At 44.4% G+C, this 21557-nt stretch carries 20 protein-coding genes and 2 pseudogenes; 7 read left to right on the forward strand and 15 right to left on the reverse strand.

All coding sequences use genetic code 11. From position 1 onward, the window contains the following. Positions 1-105: 105 nt before the first annotated feature. Together trpS and rpe are read right to left on the reverse strand one after the other, a co-directional pair. Positions 106-1113, reverse strand: a complete 1008-nt coding sequence (trpS, locus tag BM528_RS02090) for a tryptophan--tRNA ligase (RefSeq protein WP_071978452.1) — start codon at positions 1111-1113, stop codon at positions 106-108. 29 nt (positions 1114-1142) lie between these two features. Further along, on the reverse strand, positions 1143-1820 hold the full coding sequence (gene rpe, locus BM528_RS02095) for a ribulose-phosphate 3-epimerase (RefSeq protein WP_071978453.1): 678 nt from the start codon (positions 1818-1820) through the stop codon (positions 1143-1145). Positions 1821-2217: 397 nt separating this feature from the next. Between rpe and BM528_RS02100 the strand changes: the two genes are divergently transcribed. From BM528_RS02100 to BM528_RS02110, 3 genes are all read left to right on the forward strand, one after another. Beyond that, a complete protein-coding gene (locus tag BM528_RS02100; protein ID WP_071978454.1) occupies positions 2218-2943 on the forward strand; it encodes a TorF family putative porin in 726 nt (241 codons plus the stop codon). Positions 2944-3199: 256 nt separating this feature from the next. Next, complete coding sequence (locus BM528_RS02105) at positions 3200-3508, forward strand: hypothetical protein (RefSeq protein WP_071978455.1); 309 nt, start codon at positions 3200-3202, stop codon at positions 3506-3508. Positions 3509-3516: 8 nt separating this feature from the next. Beyond that, on the forward strand, positions 3517-3705 hold the full coding sequence (locus BM528_RS02110; protein WP_071981109.1) for a DUF2970 domain-containing protein: 189 nt from the start codon (positions 3517-3519) through the stop codon (positions 3703-3705). Positions 3706-3708: 3 nt separating this feature from the next. Here the strand turns inward: BM528_RS02110 and BM528_RS02115 are convergent, their stop codons facing one another. The 9 genes from BM528_RS02115 to pilM form a co-directional block, all read right to left on the reverse strand. Then, positions 3709-4614 carry a Dam family site-specific DNA-(adenine-N6)-methyltransferase gene (locus BM528_RS02115; protein WP_071978456.1) on the reverse strand — a complete coding sequence of 302 codons (906 nt, stop codon included), beginning with the start codon at positions 4612-4614 and terminating at the stop codon, positions 3709-3711. A 207-nt stretch (positions 4615-4821) separates the two neighbouring features. Further along, positions 4822-6357: an SPOR domain-containing protein gene (locus BM528_RS02120; protein ID WP_071978457.1), complete on the reverse strand. Its 1536-nt coding sequence runs from the start codon at positions 6355-6357 to the stop codon at positions 4822-4824. A 79-nt stretch (positions 6358-6436) separates the two neighbouring features. Next, positions 6437-7504, reverse strand: coding sequence for a 3-dehydroquinate synthase (gene aroB / locus BM528_RS02125; protein ID WP_071978458.1), 1068 nt, complete (start codon positions 7502-7504; stop codon positions 6437-6439). Positions 7505-7534: 30 nt separating this feature from the next. Continuing rightward, a complete protein-coding gene (gene aroK, locus BM528_RS02130; protein WP_071978459.1) occupies positions 7535-8050 on the reverse strand; it encodes a shikimate kinase AroK in 516 nt (171 codons plus the stop codon). Positions 8051-8318: 268 nt separating this feature from the next. After that, on the reverse strand, positions 8319-10091 hold the full coding sequence (locus tag BM528_RS02135) for a type IV pilus secretin PilQ (protein ID WP_071978460.1): 1773 nt from the start codon (positions 10089-10091) through the stop codon (positions 8319-8321). Positions 10092-10093: 2 nt separating this feature from the next. After that, the gene (locus BM528_RS02140; protein WP_071978461.1) at positions 10094-10618 is read right to left on the reverse strand and encodes a pilus assembly protein PilP; all 525 of its coding nucleotides are present in this window, start codon (positions 10616-10618) and stop codon (positions 10094-10096) included. Then, positions 10618-11229 (reverse strand): type 4a pilus biogenesis protein PilO, encoded by a 612-nt coding sequence (locus BM528_RS02145; RefSeq protein WP_071978462.1) that lies wholly within the window; start codon positions 11227-11229, stop codon positions 10618-10620. The genes BM528_RS02140 and BM528_RS02145 overlap by 1 nt, the downstream gene beginning before the upstream one ends. Positions 11230-11234: 5 nt before the next feature. After that, complete coding sequence (locus BM528_RS02150) at positions 11235-11810, reverse strand: PilN domain-containing protein (protein WP_071978463.1); 576 nt, start codon at positions 11808-11810, stop codon at positions 11235-11237. Beyond that, positions 11798-12862, reverse strand: coding sequence for a type IV pilus assembly protein PilM (pilM, locus tag BM528_RS02155; protein ID WP_071978464.1), 1065 nt, complete (start codon positions 12860-12862; stop codon positions 11798-11800). Before pilM ends, BM528_RS02150 begins: the two co-directional genes overlap by 13 nt. Positions 12863-13000: 138 nt before the next feature. Between pilM and BM528_RS02160 the strand changes: the two genes are divergently transcribed. Continuing rightward, positions 13001-15661, forward strand: a complete 2661-nt coding sequence (locus BM528_RS02160; protein WP_071978465.1) for a penicillin-binding protein 1A — start codon at positions 13001-13003, stop codon at positions 15659-15661. A 77-nt stretch (positions 15662-15738) separates the two neighbouring features. Then, positions 15739-17430, forward strand: coding sequence for an NAD-dependent malic enzyme (locus tag BM528_RS02165; RefSeq protein ID WP_071981110.1), 1692 nt, complete (start codon positions 15739-15741; stop codon positions 17428-17430). 51 nt (positions 17431-17481) lie between these two features. Here BM528_RS02165 and BM528_RS02170 read toward each other — a convergent pair. The 3 genes and pseudogenes from BM528_RS02170 to BM528_RS02180 all read right to left on the reverse strand — a co-directional run. After that, a pseudogene (locus BM528_RS02170) lies at positions 17482-18810 on the reverse strand (IS4 family transposase). 90 nt (positions 18811-18900) lie between these two features. Then, the gene (locus BM528_RS02175) at positions 18901-19326 is read right to left on the reverse strand and encodes a cadherin repeat domain-containing protein (protein ID WP_071978466.1); all 426 of its coding nucleotides are present in this window, start codon (positions 19324-19326) and stop codon (positions 18901-18903) included. Between the two features lie 573 nt (positions 19327-19899). Next, positions 19900-20442 (reverse strand): annotated as a pseudogene (locus BM528_RS02180) (transposase); the annotation flags it as partial. On the opposite strand from BM528_RS02180, the gene BM528_RS18615 reads away from it, so the two are divergent. After that, positions 20345-20794 (forward strand): hypothetical protein, encoded by a 450-nt coding sequence (locus BM528_RS18615; protein WP_071978468.1) that lies wholly within the window; start codon positions 20345-20347, stop codon positions 20792-20794. The pseudogene BM528_RS02180 and the gene BM528_RS18615 overlap by 98 nt on opposite strands. Further along, positions 20743-20988 carry an ATP-binding protein gene (locus BM528_RS19020; protein ID WP_442855906.1) on the forward strand — a complete coding sequence of 82 codons (246 nt, stop codon included), beginning with the start codon at positions 20743-20745 and terminating at the stop codon, positions 20986-20988. Before BM528_RS18615 ends, BM528_RS19020 begins: the two co-directional genes overlap by 52 nt. Here the strand turns inward: BM528_RS19020 and mobA are convergent. Further along, on the reverse strand, positions 20879-21535 hold the full coding sequence (mobA, locus tag BM528_RS02195) for a molybdenum cofactor guanylyltransferase (RefSeq protein WP_071978469.1): 657 nt from the start codon (positions 21533-21535) through the stop codon (positions 20879-20881). The two genes, BM528_RS19020 and mobA, sit on opposite strands and share 110 nt — an antisense overlap. Between the last annotated feature and the right edge of the window lie 22 nt (positions 21536-21557).

A 21557-nucleotide genomic window follows, 5' to 3' on the forward strand; every position in this document is an offset into this window, starting at 1 on the left:
CAAAACGTAAACAAAATTCATTACATGCTGAACAACATGGTTATCAAAAACATTAAATTAATGTATCCAGCATGTGCTTATAAAATGAATATAGCGTTTGGTAGCCTAGGGCTTAGGAATAAAGCCCACTGCGTCATACACTTTCTTCAACGTGACACTTGCTCGCTCAGAAGCTTTTTCTGCGCCACTGCGCATTACTTCGTCTAAGAAAGGTCTGTCTGCACGAATCTGTGCATATTTTTCTTGTATCGGTGTTATGAGCGAAACTACCGCTTCTGCAACATCGCCTTTAAGGTGGCCATACATTTTATCTGTATATTCAGGCTCAAGTTCTTTTACCGATTTACCTGTTGATAACGACAAAAGAGAAAGCAGATTTGAGACCCCTGGCTTTTCTTGAGGGTTGAAGTAGATATTTGCCTGTTCATCAGAATCGGTTACAGCTCGCTTTATCTTTTTGGTTAATTTTTTAGGGTCTTCAAGCAAGCCAATGAAGTTGTTTGGGTTAACATCCGACTTAGACATTTTCTTCTCAGGCTCTTGTAAGCTCATAATGCGAGCGCCAAAGTCTGGAATATACGGGTCGGGAAGTTTGAATACGTCGCCGTACAGGTTATTAACCCGTGTAGCGATGTCGCGCGTTAATTCTAAATGCTGCTTCTGATCTTCACCTACTGGAACTTTGTCTGCCTGATAGGCCAAGATATCTGCCGCTTGCAGCACAGGATAACTGTACAAACCCACGTTAATGTTGTTTTCATTTTTCGCAGACTTATCCTTGAACTGGGTCATTCTGTTTAATTCGCCCATTTGTGCGTAGCAATTCAACACCCAAGAGAGCTGTGCGTGCTCAGGAACATGAGACTGCATGAAAATGGTGCTTTTCTGTGGGTCGATACCACAGGCTAAATAAAGCGCAAGGCCGTCTAAACAGGCATCAAACAACTGCTTAGGATCTTGACGTACGGTTATGGCGTGCAGGTCAACAATCATATAAAGGCAGTCGTGATCGTCCTGCATGGAAACCCACTGTTTAAGTGCACCCATGTAATTTCCTAGGGTCAGTTGTCCAGAAGGCTGACAGCCACTTAATACAAGGGGTTTGTTACTCATTATTTTTTACCTGTGTTTGTGTTTTTAAATTATGCTTGGTTGATTGAAGCTAGTTCTTTGCGCATGGCGTCTATTACTTCACCGTAATCATCCTGAGAGAAAATAGCGGATCCAGCGACGAACATATCTGCTCCCGCCTCTGCGATGTCGCGAATGTTATCTACTTTTACGCCACCGTCAATTTCTATTCTTATATCGTAACCACTTTCAAGTACGCGCTGCTTGACTGCGCGGACCTTGTCCAGCGTGGAAGGAATAAATTTCTGGCCGCCAAAGCCCGGATTTACTGACATTATAAGAATGTGATGGAGTTTATCCATCACATGATCTAAGTAATGAAGTGGTGTCGCCGGATTAAAGACCAGCCCAGGTTTACAGCCTGAGTCGATAATTAGCTGTAGTGAGCGGTCTATATGTTCAGACGCTTCCGGATGAAAGCTGATATAAGACGCACCTGCGTTGGCAAACTTTTCTATGAGATCATCAACCGGTTTCACCATCAAATGAACGTCGATTGGTGCAGTAATGCCGTAATTGCGCAATGCATCACAAATCATAGGACCAAACGTTAAGTTGGGAACATAGTGATTGTCCATTACATCAAAATGCACGATATCGGCGCCCGCATTAATTACTTTCTCTACATCAGCACCAAGTTGTGCAAAGTCTGCAGACAATATGGAAGGTGCGATTAGATATGGTTTCATCATTCATCCTTAGTGAGTAATACATCTGGAATTATTACCGTTCAATAGTGCGAAAGTTTAACTAAATCTAGCGAAGTTTACTATGCAGACCTTCTTTCACCTGAGTAAAACATCTACCTGCTGTTATTTGCGTGCTTCGAAGGTGGTGCTGGCCTGCCCACTTTTGGTGAATGCGCGTTAATCTGGTGCATTTTTATTCATGTAGACTGCATGACTATCCCTTTTGGTTTTTAAGGATGATTTAAAAATAGAATTAATATCAATGATTTAAAATTTATTTGGCTTGTTTTTACAGGTTGTCATAAACGGGCATCAGTTTTGCGATAGCCACTGCAAATATAAAAATACAGACAGAAAAACAAATTACAACAAATTGAGATTTGACTGGAGAACACACATGAAAACGTCTATCAAAAGAACACTCGTTGCCGCTGCCATTTCATCAGCGTGTCTATTAACGGCAATGCCGACTTACGCAGAAGTTACTGCAAACGCAAGCTTTACCAGTAACTACATTTGGCGTGGTCTTACGCAAACAACGAACGATGCGGCAGTTCAAGGTGGTATTGACTACGCTCACGAGAGCGGTTTCTACGCAGGTACATGGGCATCGAATGTTAACTATGGTGCGGATGATATTTACTCATACGAGCATGACTTGTACTTCGGTTTTTCTGGTGAATCAGAGGGCGGCGTAGCGTACGATTTTGGTTACTTGTACTACAACTATGATGCAGAAGCGGAATTCGATTTCGCGGAAGTATACGGCTCAGTAGGTATGGGTGGTCTAAGTCTTACTCTTTCATTGCTTGCGCATACAGAAGCAGATGAAGGCGAAGGACAAGATTTCGGCTTTGGTCAGGCATCTTATGTGTCATTAGATTACGGTACACCTGTTTTAAATGGTGCAGAACTTGGCTTGCATATTGGTTATCAGCAAGGTGACTTTGCTGAAGCATTCAACGGCGTTCCAGATGGTTATGCAGATTGGGGGATCTCTCTATCTAAAGACGGTTTTAGCTTCGCTGTTACTGGTACAGACCTAGACGACACCGGCGCTGACGCATACGACAATGATGCAGTGAAATTTACTGTAAGCTACGGCATGGATTTCGAGCTTTAAGTCTTAGTACAATTCTGCGCGGGTTCATTACATATTCACAGTTTGTGTTGGCGTAACTAGTGTCGACTCACTGCCTGAATTGTGAGAAGTAGGCACAGATAAATACGTAAGTATACGGACCTTTTAAACCCAGCATTAACATGCTGGGTTTTGCATTTACATTACACAATTGATATGAAAGTATATTGTGCTTGTTCAATGCCTTGTTTGGATTATAATGAGGTGAAATTTTAACCGAGTGACAGGAGTATTCAGGATGAAAGTTCTCACGTTTTTTGCTTTATGTGGTGTTATAGCGCTTACCAGCGTTTTTGCTGTGTCAGCACCTACCACCCGGGCGTCAGTGTGCGATTTTCAGCCTGTCACTGATTTTGATCCAAAACTTCCTGCCAGCCATGTGGTGAATCAGTGTGCTCGTTATCAAGAGGGAGTTGAAGAGATCAGCTGGTTCTCTTGGATTGCCGGTAAGTCATCGTCATTTCAATTTCACTTCTTCGACTTACTTGAATTGCTTCACAGCGATAAACACAACGACTTCTCTTCATCTCCAAACGACACCCAGTAATGCTCCGCATGTCTGACACTGGCTTTTGGGCTGCGGTAGGTAGTGTTCTTGCTAGTTTGTTTGGTGTCCAAAGCCATAAAAACTATGAACGGGATTTCACGCGAGGGACGTTTATTACATTTGCAGTCGTTGGCGTAGTGATGGTGGTACTGTTTGTTGTGAGTCTTTTTTCTTTCGTTAAATGGTATGCTGGCTAAAGACTAAGCTTGAGTTCGCTTATGCTTTTCTTTTTCCTTTTCCTTACTTTTACCGATTGCAGAACTTGGCTTAATGCTTGAGTTTGTAGCCGGTGGAAAAAATGCCAGAATCTCATCAACGGGCATTCGTTTTGCCCCATTTTGACTAATCGACCTCTTAACTGAAAGCATACTAAAATCTGCACCTTGATACAGATCTCGAGTTAACGGTAAGTCATGATTTGAGACCAGTACTGGAATACCGCGTTTTTGCGATGTTTTAGCCGCTAAGCTCGCCAGTTTTTCTTGTGCGTCTTGACCAAAACTATGACTAGCATAGCTTGTAAATGCCGCGGTTTTGCTGATGGGCGCATAAGGAGGATCGCAGTAGATCACGCTGCCTTGTCGTGCGCGAGAAAACACCTTTTCAAATGGTAAACAAGTGAATGTGGCTTTTTGAGATTTTTCAGAAAAGACAAACATCTCATGCTCTGGGAAATAAGGCTTTTTATAGCGCCCAAAGGGCACGTTAAATTTGCCTTGGAGACTGTATCGACACAATCCATTGTATCCATGCCTGTTCAAATACAAAAATAGAATGGCACGATAATACTCGTCCTTTGTGCCATTAAATTCTTCTCTTAACGCATAATACATAGGCTCGCTATTTCGAGCGCCACTGAAAAAGTCACGAGCGTCATTAATGAGCGCGTCCGGTTGCGCTTTGAGAAAGTTATACAGATTGATTAAATCGGGATTTATGTCGTTTAGCAGATAGCGTTTGTAATGCGTATTCAAAAATACAGAACCAGCGCCCACAAATGGCTCAATAAGCTTATTTGCTTGCGGTAATCTGGCTTGAATATGCTCAACCAAGCTGTATTTGCCACCGGCCCACTTCAAAAAAGCACGGTTCTTTTTTTGCATCATGCGTAAACGTTACTACCTACACGGAGAGAAGACGGTGGTTGTTCCTAACGTTGCCGTTCTGGGCTTATTGCTGGGTAAGAGAGTCTTGCGACATCACCACGTTAGTGGCTAATTGTATCTGTCATCGTTTGAACGGACAACCGGCAAGTGCAGGCCAGAGAGCTTTCTTTTGCAAAGTGCCTAAAAAGCCTGCGGTTTCAATGTGTTTTACTCGCCTTTTGCTAAATCAACTTCGCGAATGACTTGCTGACCACTCTTAGCAAAAGCAGACGCTTTGTTTGGATAATCAGGAAGTTGCTGCTTGGCTAGCTGAGCTTCTTCTGCAGAGGCAAAAGGCTGGTAGTAAACCACAACGTACCAGTCACCTCCATAACGCCATGTTTTATATATTCGCGTAATATCGCGCAAATTCTGCTCATTGATAAAGTCGTTAAGAACCTGAGGGTCCTTCATCGCTAACAATTGTAGCGCATATTCTGATGGCGCGATCCAAGACTGATTGCTTGTGGGCGTCGTAACAGTTTCAGTTTGGTACGCTTTAGGCTCTTGAGCACCAAAGGTCTGCGCTGCTTGCGAGCTTTCTTTAGCATCAGCGCTTTCTTTGCTATCGGAAATAGCTTCTTGCCAACTAGTAACTAAGGCCTGCTCACTACTTGCCAATGTGTCATTAGCTTCACTGCTGTCAGGTGCAGCGTCGGAGGCCTTGATGTCTGATGCGCTCGCAGTGGTGCCTTCAATGTTGCCGACTTTATCACCAGTGATGGCATTAGCATCACCAGCGGTGTCACTGTTGTCGATTGCGCTGGTTTCTAGCGAGCTTTCGCCAATAACTTCTTCACCGATAACTTCTTCTGCGATAACTTTTTCGCCGATAACTTCAACATGTTCTGCGCCTGAAATAAACGGCGAGGGGCCGACGTCTGAAGAAGAATTATCTGCAAGTAAGGTGTCGTCATCTGTTGCAATGGTATCGTAAGCCGAGCCAGGCGCGATTAGGGGAGTGGTTTTGTCATCGACTTGTTCAATTGGGGTGAATAGAGACGCAATGTCGTCGCCATATTGCCAATAAACCAGGCCTGCAAATGTGCTTATAAAAACAAGCACTAATGCAACATATAGCCATCTAGACTTAAGCGGATTAGCAAAGCTTGTTGTAGATTGCAATTGGCGGCTTTCCAAGTGAGCCTGAAAAGCTTCTCTACGACTTGCTATCATTTTATCGAGGTCAGACTCGAATCGTGGCTGCTCATCAATAACCGATTGACTACTGATTATGAGAGGGGTTTCTGTATTTTTCGCAGGAAGCCATTGTTTCGCACGTTCAGCCCATACACTGTCAGCAAACAACAGCACATTTAAATGTTGTTGGTTGCCTGCAAACCGACTTTGTAAGACGAGGTCCCAGAGCTCTTGTAAAAAAGTATCAGGCAGGTGATGAGATTGAGTTATGGCAATTAATATTGGGCCTTCATGGTTATTCAGCTCAACGAGTAACTCATTAAGCGGCCTGACAAAGCTTCCTACTACCTGTCCAAGAAGCTGGCGACATAGTTGACGGCGATAGTCAGACACATCCATGGCATCTTGTGCGGTGAGGTAAGCTATCTCGGTATCATCGTGCTGTTGAAATACGAATGCTTCTAAGGTTTTTTGCTGTTGAGCAATAGAGTCGCCGCTGACAAAAATCAGCTGCGATGAATAGTTAACCAGATATTCCAAACGCTCATGCAGTTCGTTTTGCATGTGTTTGCCCCTATAAAAACCTTGCGACGCGTAACGTCAACACTGAATAACGCAAATAAGCGTTAGCGAATATAAAAGGCTAGGGTAATACGCGAGAAAGTATGTCGCCTGTCACTTCTTTAGTCACAACCGCACTGCCTATTCCTTGAGGGAGAACAAAGCGAATGCTACCTGCTTCTACTTTCTTATCCCGCTTCATATGCTTAACATAATCCGCCTTCGCCATACTTTTTGGCCCCTCGATTGGAAGGTTGAAAGCGCTGAATAAGTCGGCAACTCGACGAGTTTCTGACGCATCAAACCACGCTAGCTCTTGTGCTGCTAAGCAGGCAATTATAGTACCAGCTGCAACTGCTTCACCGTGTAGCCAGTTGCCATAGCCTTGTTCAGCTTCAATAGCATGTCCAAAAGTATGCCCTAGATTAAGAATAGCGCGCAGTCCTCCCTCACGCTCATCTTTTGCCACAACTTCAGCTTTAATCTGACAACAGCGGTAAATGGTTTGGCTTAATATTTCGGTGTCTAGTGCTTTTAGCTTCTCAACAGCAGACTCTAGCCATGTAAAAAATGGGGCATCATAAATGATGCCGTACTTTATTACCTCTGCCATGCCAGCTGCGAATTCTCGCTTTGGAAGGGTAGACAGTGACTGTGTATCTATTGCAACAAATACCGGCTGATAGAAGGCCCCAATCATGTTTTTGCCTAGCGGGTGATTTACCGCAGTTTTGCCACCAACAGAAGAGTCTACTTGCGATAGCAGTGTGGTAGGCACCTGAATAAAAGGTACGCCGCGTTGATAAGTTGCTGCTACAAAACCCGTTAAATCTCCGATAACTCCACCGCCCAGAGCGATGAGTGTGGTATCTCTAGCTGCATTAAGCTCAAGCAGGCGAGTCATTACCACCTCAAACTGTGTCAGATTTTTGTGCTGTTCGCCATCGGGAAGAATGATAGTTTCAACACTCACATCACCACAGGCGGCTTTTGCTGCGTCGAGATACAAAGGTGCAACGGTTTCGTTGGTAACGATAACGGCCAAGGGGCCTTTGATGTAGGGGGCAAAGACAGCAGGCTTTGAAAGTAAGCCCGCTTCTATCTGTATAGGATAGCTACGTTCTCCAAGTTCCACAGTTAAGGTTGACATGGGCGTAGCACCTCCTAATACACTATTCTATTAAAGACCGATTTTACTGATGATTTGATTTGCAACGGCGCGTGCCGACTGGTCGTCGGTATCAACTACGTAGTCTGCAACCTCTTCATAAAGAGGGTTTCTTTGCTCGGCGAGGTCGCGAAGTACCTTCTCTGGATCTTCGTTCTGAAGCAGAGGGCGACGCTTGTCACGTTGTGTGCGAGCAACTTGCTTATCGATGGTAGTTTGCAAGTAAACAACGATTCCACGGGCAGATAAACGGTTACGTACTGCTTTAGTCACGATAGAGCCACCGCCAGTCGCAAGCACAATACCTTGCTTGTCGGTCAAATCATTAATGACGTTTTCTTCCCGCGCTCTAAAACCATCCTCACCTTCTAAGTCAAAGATCCAAGCGATATCAGCCCCAGTACGGCGCTCAATTTCCTGATCAGAATCAAAAAAATCTAAGTGAAGTTCGTCTGCTAGATGTCTACCGATTGTGCTTTTGCCAGCACCCATCGGGCCAACTAAAAAGATATTACGTTTTTCAGCCATATTTGCTTATATCACAACTTAATCATGTTAGGGGCAGTGCACTGTTGCCTTACCAGCCTACCCATTGACTCGTGCCTATTTAATGTCCAATAAGCACCACTCCTTAAACCTCGTTAATATTTCGAGGCGGCGATTATCTCAGTTTCCGGTAAGGCGTTGCAAGTTTTGTTACCAACAATATGCATATACCTGTAATTTCTTATTAAAAAACGCTGTAAAAGTAAAAAACGTGCAAGGTTATGCACGTTTTTACTAAGAGGGGCGGGGCTTACGGTCTTTCAGTCACTATTTTCGGTGTAACGAAAATTAGCAATTCGCGTTTCTGCTGCAGTGTTGTCGTGTTTCTGAACAAGGCTCCAAGCACTGGCAAGTCGCCAAATAGCGGAACTTTGTTCACACCGTCATTACTGGTTTGCTGAAAAATACCGCCAAGAACAATAGTTTCACCATTTTCTACCAATACTTGAGTTTGAATCTCTTGTGTATCGATAGCTACAGCATCACCAGTAGATGTTGATACAGTCTCGCCTCGCGTATCTTGAGTAACAACAAGGTCGAGGATAATTCTATTATCCGGTGTGATATGAGGCGTAACCTTGAGTGATAACACTGCTTTTTTGAACTCAACCGCTGTAGCACCACTAGACGTCGCCTGCACAAAAGGAATTTCTGTACCTTGCTCAATGTATGCTTCGTGTTGGTTAGCGACGGTAATGCGGGGGCTTGCGATGATTTCCCCTTTATTTTCAGATTCTAAAGCTGACAGCTCTAAATCCAAAATGGTGCCGTCAATAAGGCTAGCAATTTGAAAGCCGATAGTTCCTGCTGCGCTGCTTACAGGTAAATTAACATTGAGTCGGTCATTAATAGTTGGCGCTATACCACCTGCAATAGTATCGGCGCCTTCCAAAGAGCCTGATACGCCATTGTCGTCTTGTCTGTCGCTAAATCCCCAGCGTACACCAAGCTGTTCATCTACGTTATCAAGCACAGTCACCATGCGACTCTCTATTAGCACCTGCTTAACGGGAATATCAAGCACTTCAATCGTTTTTCTCGCTTCGTCAATCGATTCCAGTGTATCTCTGATTAGTAACGTGTTGGTACGTTCATCAACAGTAACACCGCCTCTGTCTGACAAAATACCGCCTTCGGTCGATTTTAAAATAGCCGCCAGTTCTGCTGCTTTCGCATAGTTAATAGCAATATCTACAGTTTGTAGAGGGGCTAAATCTGCCACTTGTTGGCGAGACTGAAGGGCTTGGGTTTCCCTTGCTGATAATTCCTCTGCCGGCGCAATAAGTAAAATGTTGCCTTCTAAACGTTTGTCTAGGCCTTTCACCCGCATAATCATATCGAGGGCTTGGTCCCATGGTACGCCAGAAAGGCTTATGGTTACGTTACCAGTAACAGAATCGGTAGTGACCAGGTTGAAGCCGTTAACTTGGGCAATAATTTGTAATACTTGACGAACAGGAACGTCTTGAAAATCGAGTGATATTGGTTCGCCCGTATACTCGGTTTCACTCTCAAGCGCTTCTTGCTGCTCTTTCGCCATAGGTGTTACTTCAATTTGCAGCTGATTCCCTTTTACCGAGTTTTTAACAACAACCGCACCTTCATAATTCACTTCTATGCGAGACGATTTGCCGTCTTCAAAAGTTTCTATGGTGGATACCACCGTACCAAAGTCTGCGACATCTAGCTCTACAAGCTGGTCTTCACCTAAATTTGTTGCCATTAACGTTACCGACACTTTTCCTTGTGACTCCACTAGCTGTGTTTTAGGCACTTCGCCTTCAAACGTCACTAGAGTAATCGCCGTGTTTTTCGCGTTCTGCGTAAAATCTACATCTGTTACGGTCGTGGTAACAAGTGCTGCATCACTTTTTGATTGCGGGTCAATTAACAGAGTGTCTTGAGCTTTTGACGGGGCAACAAGCAAAGTAAAAGAAAGAAATACGGCAATGGCGCCTGCCAACCAATACCATCTCGGGCCGCTTCGATTGAGTGACTTATTAAAAATATATCGTTCGGCCATGCTTAATCTCCCGCCTGTGATGCTGTAGTCATTGTCGTTGTTTTCCTTTGCCAGCAGCCAGCACCATCTGGTAATAACTGTTCTATAGTAATCGATTCTGCGTCAATTTGCGTAATGCTGCCGTAAAACAGTCCTATTCTGCTGTTTAATTTGGCTTTGTGCAGCGCGCCATCGTTGCTTTTAATTAATGCCCACTTTTCGCCGCCTACAGTAAAACTTCCTGTTAGTGCCAGCGCATCTAAGCCGTATTGTTCTAGCGTCTGTTTTGCGCGCTGAAAATCGGGCTGAAGACAGTTTTCAACCCGAGTTTGACTCACAACTGCCGGCGTACCTTTTGGTTGTTCAAAAGGGCTTCTTAACGATGCAGAACTGTAGGCAAAAGGTGGATGTGTTACAAACTTAGTATAAGGCTCAACACTGGGTTGAGCGCGATTCTTCACACTCTCCGTGTAAGTACGCAAGTCAGTCAATTCGGGTGAGCAGCCTGAGATAATAGCAAAAATAAATAAAGACAAAAGATAACGCATTATTCTTTATCTCCCTCTAGCAGTGAGGGGTTATCAGAGCGATAGGTTCTTGCCTGCAGTTTGAGAGTAAGACCACTTTCATCCCGTGCAATATCAAAATCGTGCAACGTTACTATACGCGGGAGGTCTGCAACCTCAGAAACAAATTCGCCAAAATTGTGATACCCACCGCTGACTTCCATCTCTATCGGCAATTCAGTGTAGAATTCTTTAGGTACCTCTTGCTGCCAATTAAGCAGTCTAAATGTTAGGCCTGCAGACGTGCCGACATACGTAATGTCGTCGAGTAATCCGGGGGTTTCATTACTGGTTGGCAAACTTTTCAGCATAGAGGAAAAGTCTTTTTTGATTTGCTCTAACTGGGCTTGATAGGCCTCAAGGTTGGCAGCAATTCGATACTTTGCTTCAAATTGAAGCTTGAGTTCATCTTCTTTGAGTTTCGCCGCATCTAGAATAGGAAGCTTAGGGCTGATCAAGAGATAGTAACTTAATGCTCCTACCGCTATAGCAACAAACGCAGCGACGACAATTCGTACCTCATTGGGCCAAATTGCAATTTGCTCGAAATCGAGTTCATTGAGTTCTTTTAGTTTAGAGACATCAAATTTCATCGTTATTATGCCTCATCGTCTGCATTGTTTAACGGTACTACATTGGGGGCAATAGCAAAGTTAAGCGTAAAGTCACTTACCGCTCGTGCTGCGCTGCTGTCAGATTTAATCGTTGAGAGTTCGGCGGCCACAAATATGTCCGACTTATCCAAGGCGCGCATAAAATCAGACAGTCTATTGTTAGAATCGCTGGTACCTTCAATCTTTATATTGTTACCAGTGCGAGTCACGGTATTAAAAGCAACACCGGAAGGCACTAGCTTTGCCAGTTCGTCGAATACAATTGGAGCGATATTTCGACTAGCCTGTAGTTGCTCTATTAACGTCATTCTCTGTTCAATGGCGCTTTTGTTTTCTTTCACTTTTTTGATGTCGCCAATTTGTCTGTCGAGGGCGGCAATTTCTTGCTCTAGGTATTGGTTACGAGAGTTCTGATGATTAATTTGTTGATCGATGGCTTGTCCGATGAACCAGAATATCAGACCGACAATGGCTGCTACCGCTAATAAGCCAGCTAAATATTGTTGCTTTTGGTGCTGGCGCTGTTTTTCACGCCAGGGCAGTAGGTTTACATGTGCCATGGCGTAAAGCTCCTGCTTGCCAAGCCCGCCGCAATAACTAATTGAGGTGCTACTTTTTGTAACTTGGCGGCGTCTAACTTAGGATTCACCGACATTCCTGCAAACGGATTAAAGCAGGCAACATCTAGCCCAAGGTCTTGATTGAGTATATCGACTAACGGTGTGATGGTGGCAGCCCCCCCAGACAGTAAAATCTTTTTCGGTCTTTCTGCGTGAAGTGTACTCATATACATCTGAAGTGCGCGGTTAATACTTTGTTGAAGATTAGCAGCAAAAATTGGCAGTGTGTCTTCAACCCAATTGCCAGATAATGTGCCATCAAGCAATTGACGCTCGGCAGTTTCACGCTCAATCATGTGAATGGCGCTAATGTCACTGACTAGGTTATTTAAGCCAAAGGAATGCTCTTTGTTGTAAATGACGTTTCCGTCTTTAACCACACACACTTGCAATAGTGATGCGCCGACATTGACACAGCACACGGGCTCATCGTCGGGCGCTGAATGAAAATAGTCTATGGCATTACCGATGGCATAGTTTTCCATATCCACTATTTTGGGCTCGAAGTTAGCTTCTCTTGCCAACAGTAGTCGGCTGTCTACTAAATCTTTATGAGCGGCAGTAAGCAACACGTTTACTTTACCTGTGTGAGTAGTGCTAGGTCCCATCTCTTCAAAGTCTAGGTATACTTCTTCAAGCGGATAGGGGATAAGACTATCTGCTTCAATTTCAATTTGATTCTCTAAATCATAATCGCTTTGCTCTGGGTCCATGTATACCACCTTACTGATTACAGAGGTACCGGCTACAGCTACGTTCGCAAGCTTAATTTTTGTTTTTAATGCCTTTTTCACTTTTTTAAGCGCTACGCTTATTGACTCGTAATCTTTGATGTCGCGTTCTGAAAATGCTGTTTTGCTTATGGATTCACAGGCATAGCCTTGAAGAACAAAGCCTTCTTTGCTTTGCTCTATCCACACCGCTTTTATTTGACGCGTGCCTATATCTAAGCCCACAATGGGTGGCAGCTTTTTTTTCAGTAGCGATTTCATTTATTCGTGCCTAGTTCCAAAGGTAGTTGCTCTAAAGTACAATATTACGCTAAATAATTTATATGTATGGTTCTGTTGATAGCACATACGTATAGAATATACGTCATTTCATCATAAATTTCCTTGGTATCCGTTACAGTGAAGTACATTAAACCGTTCATCCTTTTCAGCTTCCTTTCTGGCCTTCTTGGCTTTGCTGCGCTAGTAGGTATTTACTTTTATATCAAACCCGACCTGCCTAGTGTTACTGTCCTTAAGGATGTTCGTCTACAGACACCTATGCAAATCTATACTAAAGATGGAAAACTTATTTCTCAGTATGGAGTTAAACGGCGGATACCGGTAAAACTTGAGGACGTTCCTCAGCAATTGATAGATGCCATTCTGGCCACAGAAGACAGCCGTTTTTACGAACACCACGGTATTGACCCCATTGGTATAGCTCGTGCTGCCGTTAGCCTAATTTTAACAGGCGAAAAACGACAGGGTGCCAGTACACTCACTATGCAGCTTGCACGAGGCTTTTTTCTTTCCCGAGAAAAAACATATATCCGAAAAGTAAAAGAAATTTTTATCGCTCTGCATATGGAGCAAGAGTTATCAAAACAAGAGATCTTGGAGCTTTACCTCAATAAGATTGAGTTGGGTCATCGCTCCTTTGGCTTTGGTGCGGCAGCGCAAGTTTATTACGGCAAACCATTAACCGAGCTGTCTCTTGCTCAAATTGCCACTATTGCTGGCCTACCTAAAGCACCCTCGGTTCTCAACCCCATTAGTGGTCCAGAACGTTCAGTCGAGCGAAGAAGAGTTGTTTTATTGCGCATGCTTGATGAACAATACATCACCAGAGCAGAATTCGATGAAGCTGTTCAGGCACCCGTAACGGCTCGTAAACACGGTGCTGAAATTGAGGTGGACGCCCCCTATTTAGCCGATGTTATTTATACCGAAATGGTAGCAACCTACGGAAAAGAAGAAGCAGAAACAGGCGGGTATCAAGTTTACGCAACGGCTACTTCAGACCTACAGCTAGCAGCGCAAAGAGCGGTAGTACGCAATTTACACGATTATGACGAGCGACACGGTTATAAAGGTGCACTTGGTTACTTATGGGATATTCCGAAACCAGAGTCTAAAGACGATAAAATACCCCAGTTATCGCTGAGCTTTGATGTCAGTAATCGCACGCAGCGAGCGATGTGGGATGACCCGTCGTTGATATCTGTATTAGAAGAAATTCCCTACATAAAACCGCTGATACCATCAGTGGTGAAAGTGGTAAACGAAAAGTCTATTGAGGTACTTTCCGTAGATGGTGAATTACGCACTGTAGAGTGGGATGGACTTGATTGGGCGCGAAAATACATAACGGATTTCAGGCAAGGCAGCGACCCAGAAACAGCTTCTGATGTTACTCGTGAAGGTGCTGTTATTTATATACGCGAGCAAGATGATGCTTGGCGTATCGCTCAAATTCCCGAAGTCAGCGGAGCATTTATTGCGCTTAATCCTGAAAATGGTGCAGTAGAAGCGGTTGTTGGTGGCTACAGTTTTTATCAAAGCCAATTTAATAGAGCCACGCAGGCTAAACGTCAGGTGGGCTCTAATATCAAACCTTTTGTTTACTCGGCAGCTATTGATAGTGGCTATACGTTAGCGTCTATCATCAATGATGCACCCATTAACCAATGGAATGCGGCTACTGGTGTGGCTTGGCGACCACAAAATTCACCGGCTGAATACGATGGCCCCATTCGCATGCGTAAGGCATTGGGTAAGTCGAAAAACGTGGTGTCTGTTAGATTACTGCGTGGTGTGGGGTTGCGTGAAACCGCCAATTACCTTACGCGCTTTGGATTTGATAAAGAAGACATACCATTGGATGAAACAGTATCGCTGGGTTCGAGTTCTCACACACCGTTAGAGGTGGTTCGTGCTATGTCGGTTATCGCCAACGGTGGATACCTTGTTAATCCTCATTTTATTAACAAGGTGCTCGACGAAAGTGGCAATCAACTATGGCAGGCTAACCCCGTGTGGGCCTGTAACCGTTGTGAAAATGAAAGTGGTAATGTTAGCGCAGAGTCTATAGATGAGAACGACGTAGAAGCCTTGCTTGCTGCTGAATTTGGAGATGCATTACCAATTACCGGTGAAGCGGATGAAGAGCAAGAGAAAATCATCGCGCCACAGGTAATTACTCCACAGAATGCTTTCTTAGTTGCTGAAATGATGCGCACGGGCGTGCGAGCAAACGGCAATTGGAATAAAAAAACATATTGGCTGGGAACTGGTTGGCGAGCGCGGAATATACTTCAGCGAACCGATATCGCAGGTAAAACGGGTACCACTAACGACTCAAGAGATACTTGGTTTAGCGGCTTTCACAAAGACATAGTAGCCACTGCTTGGGTTGGGTTTGACAATATGAGTAGACAGCTTGGTCGTGCAACTCGAAATCAAAACCTAATCAATAAGAACCCTGAAAAATTCAATTGGATTGGTAACGCATTAATAGGCACCGAAGATGGCGCTAAGGCGGCAGGCCCAGCTTGGATAAGATTCATGGAGTACGCTCTAGAAGATAAGCCCTATTCACCGCTTCCTATACCCGAAGATATTGTGCGTGTTCGCATTGATCGTACCAGTGGAAAGTTGACCAATCGCACAGACCATACGACACTATTCGAATATTTCTTGCAAGGAACCGAGCCTACTGTTTACGTTCGAGATGACGAAGTAGTAGATCCGGCCGAGCAAGATGAGAAAACGACGCCAGAGGCAGAAGAAATATTTTAACAAAAGGAAAGGGGTCAAATAACGATCCCTTTCAGGCTTTGGCTATTCACTTGTCTGAACCCACAACCGGAAAAATCATGTCAGAAGATTCACAGCGCTATCTTTATATTCCGCATTCCGGCCCCTCGTTGCTGGAAACGCCCTTGCTCAATAAAGGCAGTGCATTTACTGCACGAGAACGAGCTGCATTTAACTTAACGGGGTTAGTGCCGCCTCGTTACGAGAGTATTGATGAACAAGTAGAGCGCGCTTATATGCAGTACAGTAGCTTCGATGAAGCGCTGAATAAGCACATTTATCTACGCGCTATTCAAGATAATAACGAGACCCTGTTTTACCGCCTTATTCAAAAATATATCGACGAAATGATGCCGCTGATCTACACCCCGACGGTAGGTGATGCATGCGAACAGTTTTCTGATATTTATCGCAGTTCTCGCGGTTTGTTCGTGTCTTATGAAGAGCGCCATCAAATAGATGATATCGTGCGTAATGCCACTAAACGTAAAGTTAAAGTTATCGTAGTCACCGACGGCGAGCGTATCTTAGGTTTGGGTGACCAAGGTATTGGTGGAATGGGCATACCTATTGGAAAACTGTCTCTATATACGGCGTGTGGTGGTATAAGCCCTGCTTATACACTACCGGTAATGCTAGATGTGGGAACCAATAACGAAAAACTGTTGAATGACCCTATGTATATGGGAGCTCGTCACCCCCGTATCGAGCAAAAAGAATACGATGAGTTTGTCGACATGTTCATTCAAGCCGTTAAGCGCCGTTGGCCAGATGTGCTTATTCAATTTGAAGATTTCGCTCAGCCTAATGCAATGCCTCTGCTTAATCGCTACCGCAACGATGTTTGCTGTTTCAATGACGATATACAAGGAACGGCTGCAGTTACGCTGGGGACTATATTAGCGGCGTGCAGAACGAAACAACAAAAACTAAGCGACATGAAAGTTGTGTTTGTTGGGTCTGGCTCAGCAGGTTGTGGTATTGCTGAAATGCTTATTCAACAAATGGTTTTTGAGGGGTTAACCGACGAGCAAGCACGCAAGCAAGTGTTTATGATCGACCGGTTCGGTCTTTTAACTGAGGGTATGGAAGGCTTACGAGACTTCCAAGAAAAGCTGCAGCAAAAACGCGACGATTTGGCCGATTGGACATTTAGCGGTGACTACGCGTCTTTACTTGACGTTATGCACTGTGCCAAGCCCGACGTGCTTATTGGTGTATCTGGGCAACCAGGTTTGTTTACCGAGCAAATAATTCGTGCAATGAAGCAAAACTGCGAGCTGCCAATTATCTTTCCGCTCAGCAATCCATCTAGACAAGTTGAGGCACGTCCCGAGCAGGTTATTGAATGGACTGATGGCGAAGTCATTATCGCTACGGGAAGTCCGTTTAAACCTGTTGAGTATAATGGCAAAGTGTTCCCAATCGCCCAATGCAATAACTCTTATATTTTCCCGGGTATAGGATTAGGTGTTGTGGCGTCTAAAGCAAAGCTGATTAGCGATGAAATGTTGATGGCGGCCAGTAACGCGCTTGCTAAAGCGTCTCCATTAGTCAACACCGGTGAAGGCTCACTACTTCCTTCACTCGTGCAAATTGCAGAATTAAGCCGAGACATCGCCTTTGAGGTTGGTAAAGTTGCCATGCAACAAGGCTTAGCGCTTGAAATGCCTGAAGAGGCACTGCGCGCAAGTATCGAGCGAAACTTTTGGAAGGCCGAGTATCGCCCTTACAAGCGGGTGAGTATTTAACTCTCACGAGTATTTAAATGACGGAAAAGCAGGCGCAGAGCCTAATGCCAGTCAGTTAAGCTGACTGGCATTTTTCTTTTTAGCGGGGTACTTACTCTGTTTGGATTTAACACACCGCGGATATAACCTGTCCTCTCGCCGTGTCGGTAGCTCGTAGTAAGTGAGTTGATTGATAAGATTTTCATACAACACAGGCAGATTCCCTGGGCTTGTAAGGCCTGTTGTAAGAAGAAATGCAACCACTGCGCTTGAGCATCCGCTGAAGCTTAGCTGATTAGGCCAGATGCCTTTGTGTAGTGCAGCTTCAGTCATTGCCACTCGTATCAGGTTATAAGCCAGCAGTAATCCCCATAACTCCTGCTCAACCATATCAGGCCGCTTACTCCGAAGCGTGTATTCACTATTCAGTAGCGTCTGCTTCATCTCTCGATACCCTAATTCAATTTCCCAACGATGGCTGTATAAGTCTACAATCTCGTCACTGGGATAACACATGTCATCGGTAAGAGATGTAAGCATTCGACACTCTTTTCCTTTAATTTTCTTTGTAATTAATCGCGCTTCAAGCTCATTGGGAAGTGTGGGGAATTTCTTTCTCGCTTGAGATGTGGTTGTTAGTTTTACCCGTTTATCTACACGGCTATAGCTCTCTAATACATCAAACTGGAGGTCTTTTCTGGCGGGTATCATCCAGTGTCTTTCTTTTCCAGCGCTTTGCCACTGATGAAGCAATCCTAAGGAATAAAAGCCACGGTCAAACATGGTCAGTGAAAGATTAGGCGTATCGCTAATCAGCTGCTCTGCTAGCACCATCTCATTCGATTTGTATTTATCAAACGCACTGCTGATGAGTTGGTGGCTTGTCAGCTCCATCTGGCAGACCATGCGAATCTGAGGAAAGGCTGTATCACCATATTGTGTGCTACCAGAGCCATATTTTTCACGGTTCTCTGCGGTATCTGACGTTCGCCAAACGACACCATCGACACCAAGTAAATTCAAGCCGTTCCATGCTTCGAATTTATTCTGTTGATACCAATGTTTCGCCATCTATTTAAAAGACTGTTTAACGGCCTCAGTTCCCAAGCGCTGTCGCGCCTGAACCATAGCGCTTGGCGCTACGAGCGGTGCCTTACCGGGCAATGCAATATCCATCTTAGTAGCAATATTCCACACTGATTCTTGCCTAAAAAGACTCATTCCCATGACACACCAAATCACCGACTCAAGCGGTGAGCGACGCTTTCCAACGGTTGCCACACCTGCTTCAACAAAGGCCTCGTCGATAATTGAAGAGTCTAAGAAAGTTGAGAGTTTTTCAAATGAGTGAAACTGGGTACTGGCATTGAAAGCAGTATCTAACGCTGTCTTGATATCCATAAAAAAATCCGATGGCGAATGCTCATCGGATTTTTACATCTATAAAAGATCGGTCAACCGATCGCTAAAATATTTCTTAACTGATCGGCATTAGCCATTTGGGTCGTGTCTCGTTACTTCAATATCTAAACACTGCGAGTCGGAGGAAGAGGATGGGTCTGTCGCTGTGACATCAATAACGTAGAAATTGCTTCCATCGCTGGCTCTGGGGAAGTCAACGTCAGGCGTAAAAACAAATGTTATATCACCAGTATTTTCGTCAATTGCAAATGATGAAGCGTCTTCTCCAGATATAGAATATGACAGGCTATCACCATCAGCATCTGATGCTGTTACGGTATATACGCTTCCAGAGAGTGTTTGCGGAAAAAACGCTTCTACGGATGAGGTTAGCACCGGAGGTCGGTTTGTTACGCTTTGAGAAGGTGGATCATCGCTGACACTTCCTCCTCCACAACTAATCAAAAACAGTGAGAGCCAAAAAAACGAAATGCAATTGAAATCTTTAATATTCATAGGGATTCTCGTCAGCAGTCATAAATAAATTACGACGCAAATTACAAATGGTTCAGAGCAATGCTGAAACTCTATGAGTGAGTAAAACGATTAAAAATTTGGATGGTCATCTCTCTGCTAATGAGTTCAAAATTTTAATGTCTGGTTTTGCCCCATCAGAAGACCGTCAATACTTAATTTTGTATTGGTAAATGGGTATTGAATTCTCATCCAGTTTTGCAAACGCATGACCGCTTGTGGATGTCACCTGCCCGTCAAAAACGCCTCCAATCTGCCCTCCATTCTGATTCACGTTGATGTCCCCGTCTGGGGTAGATGGATGATAATCTCCTGTGGACGAAACCGCGGGATGTTACTTCGGTGGTGGAGCTTTTGGGGACTTCGATGACTGAGGTGAGTCTGCCGTAGAAGATGAGCGTCTTGATCACCTGTTTCCAGTTATACTTTGTTTCTATTCGCATCTATTTTCACGTTTCCACTCAGTTTGTTTGCTTCATTTTAATCCTTGTCATGTGTTTTAGCTGGTTTCAAGTACAGCGCTACCCTCGTCAGTTATGGCGATTTTTTTTCGCATCAGCAACCCCTAATTCGATGTAGGGGAGCTCTTGGTAAGAAAGCCGGAAGTGTGAGCGCCGATACCGTCATCGGTGATTGACAGTGCCTGCACACGAAGGGGGTTGCGTCGGCCTTCGATTCGTTAACCGCTTCTTTAGTTTCTTGCTGCGGCGCTAAGTGCAACGTTTGTCTGGCATAGACTACCCATTTCATGAATTGTTGCCGTTTACACCACGTCGTAAAGTGCGCTGCGTGTTCGAAGCCAATAGCGCTAGCTAACTTCCCGAAGCATAATAACGGCCCAGCCGCATATAACTCTGCTACACCTTGCATGTACAATCGGCGGAACAAGCGTGATAACACTCTGACCGGCAAGAAGAAGCCTTTTTTGCAGCCTTTCCATTGCTTAGCGTTATCAAAGCCACCACCAGGAAAAATGCAGTGCACATGCGGATGATGCGTCATGGCTGAGCCCTACGTGTACAGTACCATGGTGGTGCCAATCTCAGCGCTCAGATGTCGCTTGTCACCGGCAATGGTCAACAACGTGCGAGGCTTTGCTCACCCTTCAGATTCAACACAAAATAGAATGTCTGTTCAATCTGCCATTAACTTAGCTATTTCTCTGGTTAATAACGAGTTAAAACATAATGCTGCCTTACATTACGAACCCGGTGACGATTGCTATGTAAACGGTAACTTAACAGAGCTCAGTCAAGTATTTGTTAATCTACTTGTAAACGCGGTAAAGGCCATTGAAGAAAACGGTGTGATTGATATTGATATAGAAGAAACGAGTAACACTATACAGGTAAGAGTAAAGACAACGGCTGCGGAATTCCCGCTAAAAATATCGACAAGCTGTTTAAACCGTTTTTCACGACAAAAGAAATTGGCACCGGTACCGGGCTAAGCCTTGCAATAAGCCACGGTATTATTGAGAGCTATGACGGCAAAATAAGCATTGAAAGTCAGGTGGGCGAAGGCACTTGCTTTACTATTGCGCTGCCCAAGGTTCATTTGTACGTATTAGCACTTCAGCTAATTCCGCTGGACTGTTTATATTGGCAAATTCTTTTTCATCGCCTCTGTATTTTGCGGCGCTAGCACCAACAGCATTGATAACATTGCGTACCGACGGTGAAGGCTTTTGCATGACTAGCTCACTCAGTGTATTTGAGTTGCTAGCCGATATTGGTATCACTAAAGGTAAGTAATATTGCTCATAAAAATAAGCGCATTGATGTTGTTGTGATAGTTGGATGAGCGTAGTCAGGTTTTTGGGCTGTAAAAAAGGCATATCGACGGGAATGAATAAAGCATATTCCTCTACAGCTTGGCTTTGCGTCAAATAGTCCTCGCTTTCAAGGCAATGCGAATATGAGTGCGTTACTAACTCACAAATAGCCCGACCAGGCCCTAAACCTGTTGTATTTTCATGAACATCAGCAAAGCGACCACCCACTACAATATGGCGGTGTACCTGCGTGTGGTTCATTACGTCGCGTGCGGTTTGCAGCATACTGCGCCCCGCAACGGTGACCGTTGCCTTGTCTTGGCCCATGCGCGAGGAACGTCCGCCAGCCAGAATAAAGCCAAGGCAACGTTGCAACGGCGTTTTTGTATAAGGTTGAATACTTAAATCATCTAGCATGGGCGTTACCCTAGTAGACTTA

It is taken from the genome of Alteromonas sp. RW2A1 (genome assembly GCF_001886475.1).
GTDB classification, from domain to species: Bacteria; Pseudomonadota; Gammaproteobacteria; order Enterobacterales; family Alteromonadaceae; genus Alteromonas; species Alteromonas hispanica.

Excerpts from the sequence above, each read along its gene's own strand:
- trpS (WP_071978452.1), bottom strand. The coding sequence starts at position 1,113 with ATGAGTAACAAACCCCTTGTATTAAGTGGCTGTCAGCCTTCTGGACAA.
- rpe (WP_071978453.1), bottom strand. The coding sequence starts at position 1,820 with ATGAAACCATATCTAATCGCACCTTCCATATTGTCTGCAGACTTTGCA.
- BM528_RS02100 (WP_071978454.1), top strand. The coding sequence starts at position 2,218 with ATGAAAACGTCTATCAAAAGAACACTCGTTGCCGCTGCCATTTCATCA.
- BM528_RS02105 (WP_071978455.1), top strand. The coding sequence starts at position 3,200 with ATGAAAGTTCTCACGTTTTTTGCTTTATGTGGTGTTATAGCGCTTACC.
- BM528_RS02110 (WP_071981109.1), top strand. The coding sequence starts at position 3,517 with ATGTCTGACACTGGCTTTTGGGCTGCGGTAGGTAGTGTTCTTGCTAGT.
- BM528_RS02115 (WP_071978456.1), bottom strand. The coding sequence starts at position 4,614 with ATGATGCAAAAAAAGAACCGTGCTTTTTTGAAGTGGGCCGGTGGCAAA.
- BM528_RS02120 (WP_071978457.1), bottom strand. The coding sequence starts at position 6,357 with ATGCAAAACGAACTGCATGAGCGTTTGGAATATCTGGTTAACTATTCA.
- aroB (WP_071978458.1), bottom strand. The coding sequence starts at position 7,504 with ATGTCAACCTTAACTGTGGAACTTGGAGAACGTAGCTATCCTATACAG.
- aroK (WP_071978459.1), bottom strand. The coding sequence starts at position 8,050 with ATGGCTGAAAAACGTAATATCTTTTTAGTTGGCCCGATGGGTGCTGGC.
- BM528_RS02135 (WP_071978460.1), bottom strand. The coding sequence starts at position 10,091 with ATGGCCGAACGATATATTTTTAATAAGTCACTCAATCGAAGCGGCCCG.
- BM528_RS02140 (WP_071978461.1), bottom strand. The coding sequence starts at position 10,618 with ATGCGTTATCTTTTGTCTTTATTTATTTTTGCTATTATCTCAGGCTGC.
- BM528_RS02145 (WP_071978462.1), bottom strand. The coding sequence starts at position 11,229 with ATGAAATTTGATGTCTCTAAACTAAAAGAACTCAATGAACTCGATTTC.
- BM528_RS02150 (WP_071978463.1), bottom strand. The coding sequence starts at position 11,810 with ATGGCACATGTAAACCTACTGCCCTGGCGTGAAAAACAGCGCCAGCAC.
- pilM (WP_071978464.1), bottom strand. The coding sequence starts at position 12,862 with ATGAAATCGCTACTGAAAAAAAAGCTGCCACCCATTGTGGGCTTAGAT.
- BM528_RS02165 (WP_071981110.1), top strand. The coding sequence starts at position 15,739 with ATGTCAGAAGATTCACAGCGCTATCTTTATATTCCGCATTCCGGCCCC.
- BM528_RS02175 (WP_071978466.1), bottom strand. The coding sequence starts at position 19,326 with ATGAATATTAAAGATTTCAATTGCATTTCGTTTTTTTGGCTCTCACTG.
- BM528_RS18615 (WP_071978468.1), top strand. The coding sequence starts at position 20,345 with ATGGCTGAGCCCTACGTGTACAGTACCATGGTGGTGCCAATCTCAGCG.
- mobA (WP_071978469.1), bottom strand. The coding sequence starts at position 21,535 with ATGCTAGATGATTTAAGTATTCAACCTTATACAAAAACGCCGTTGCAA.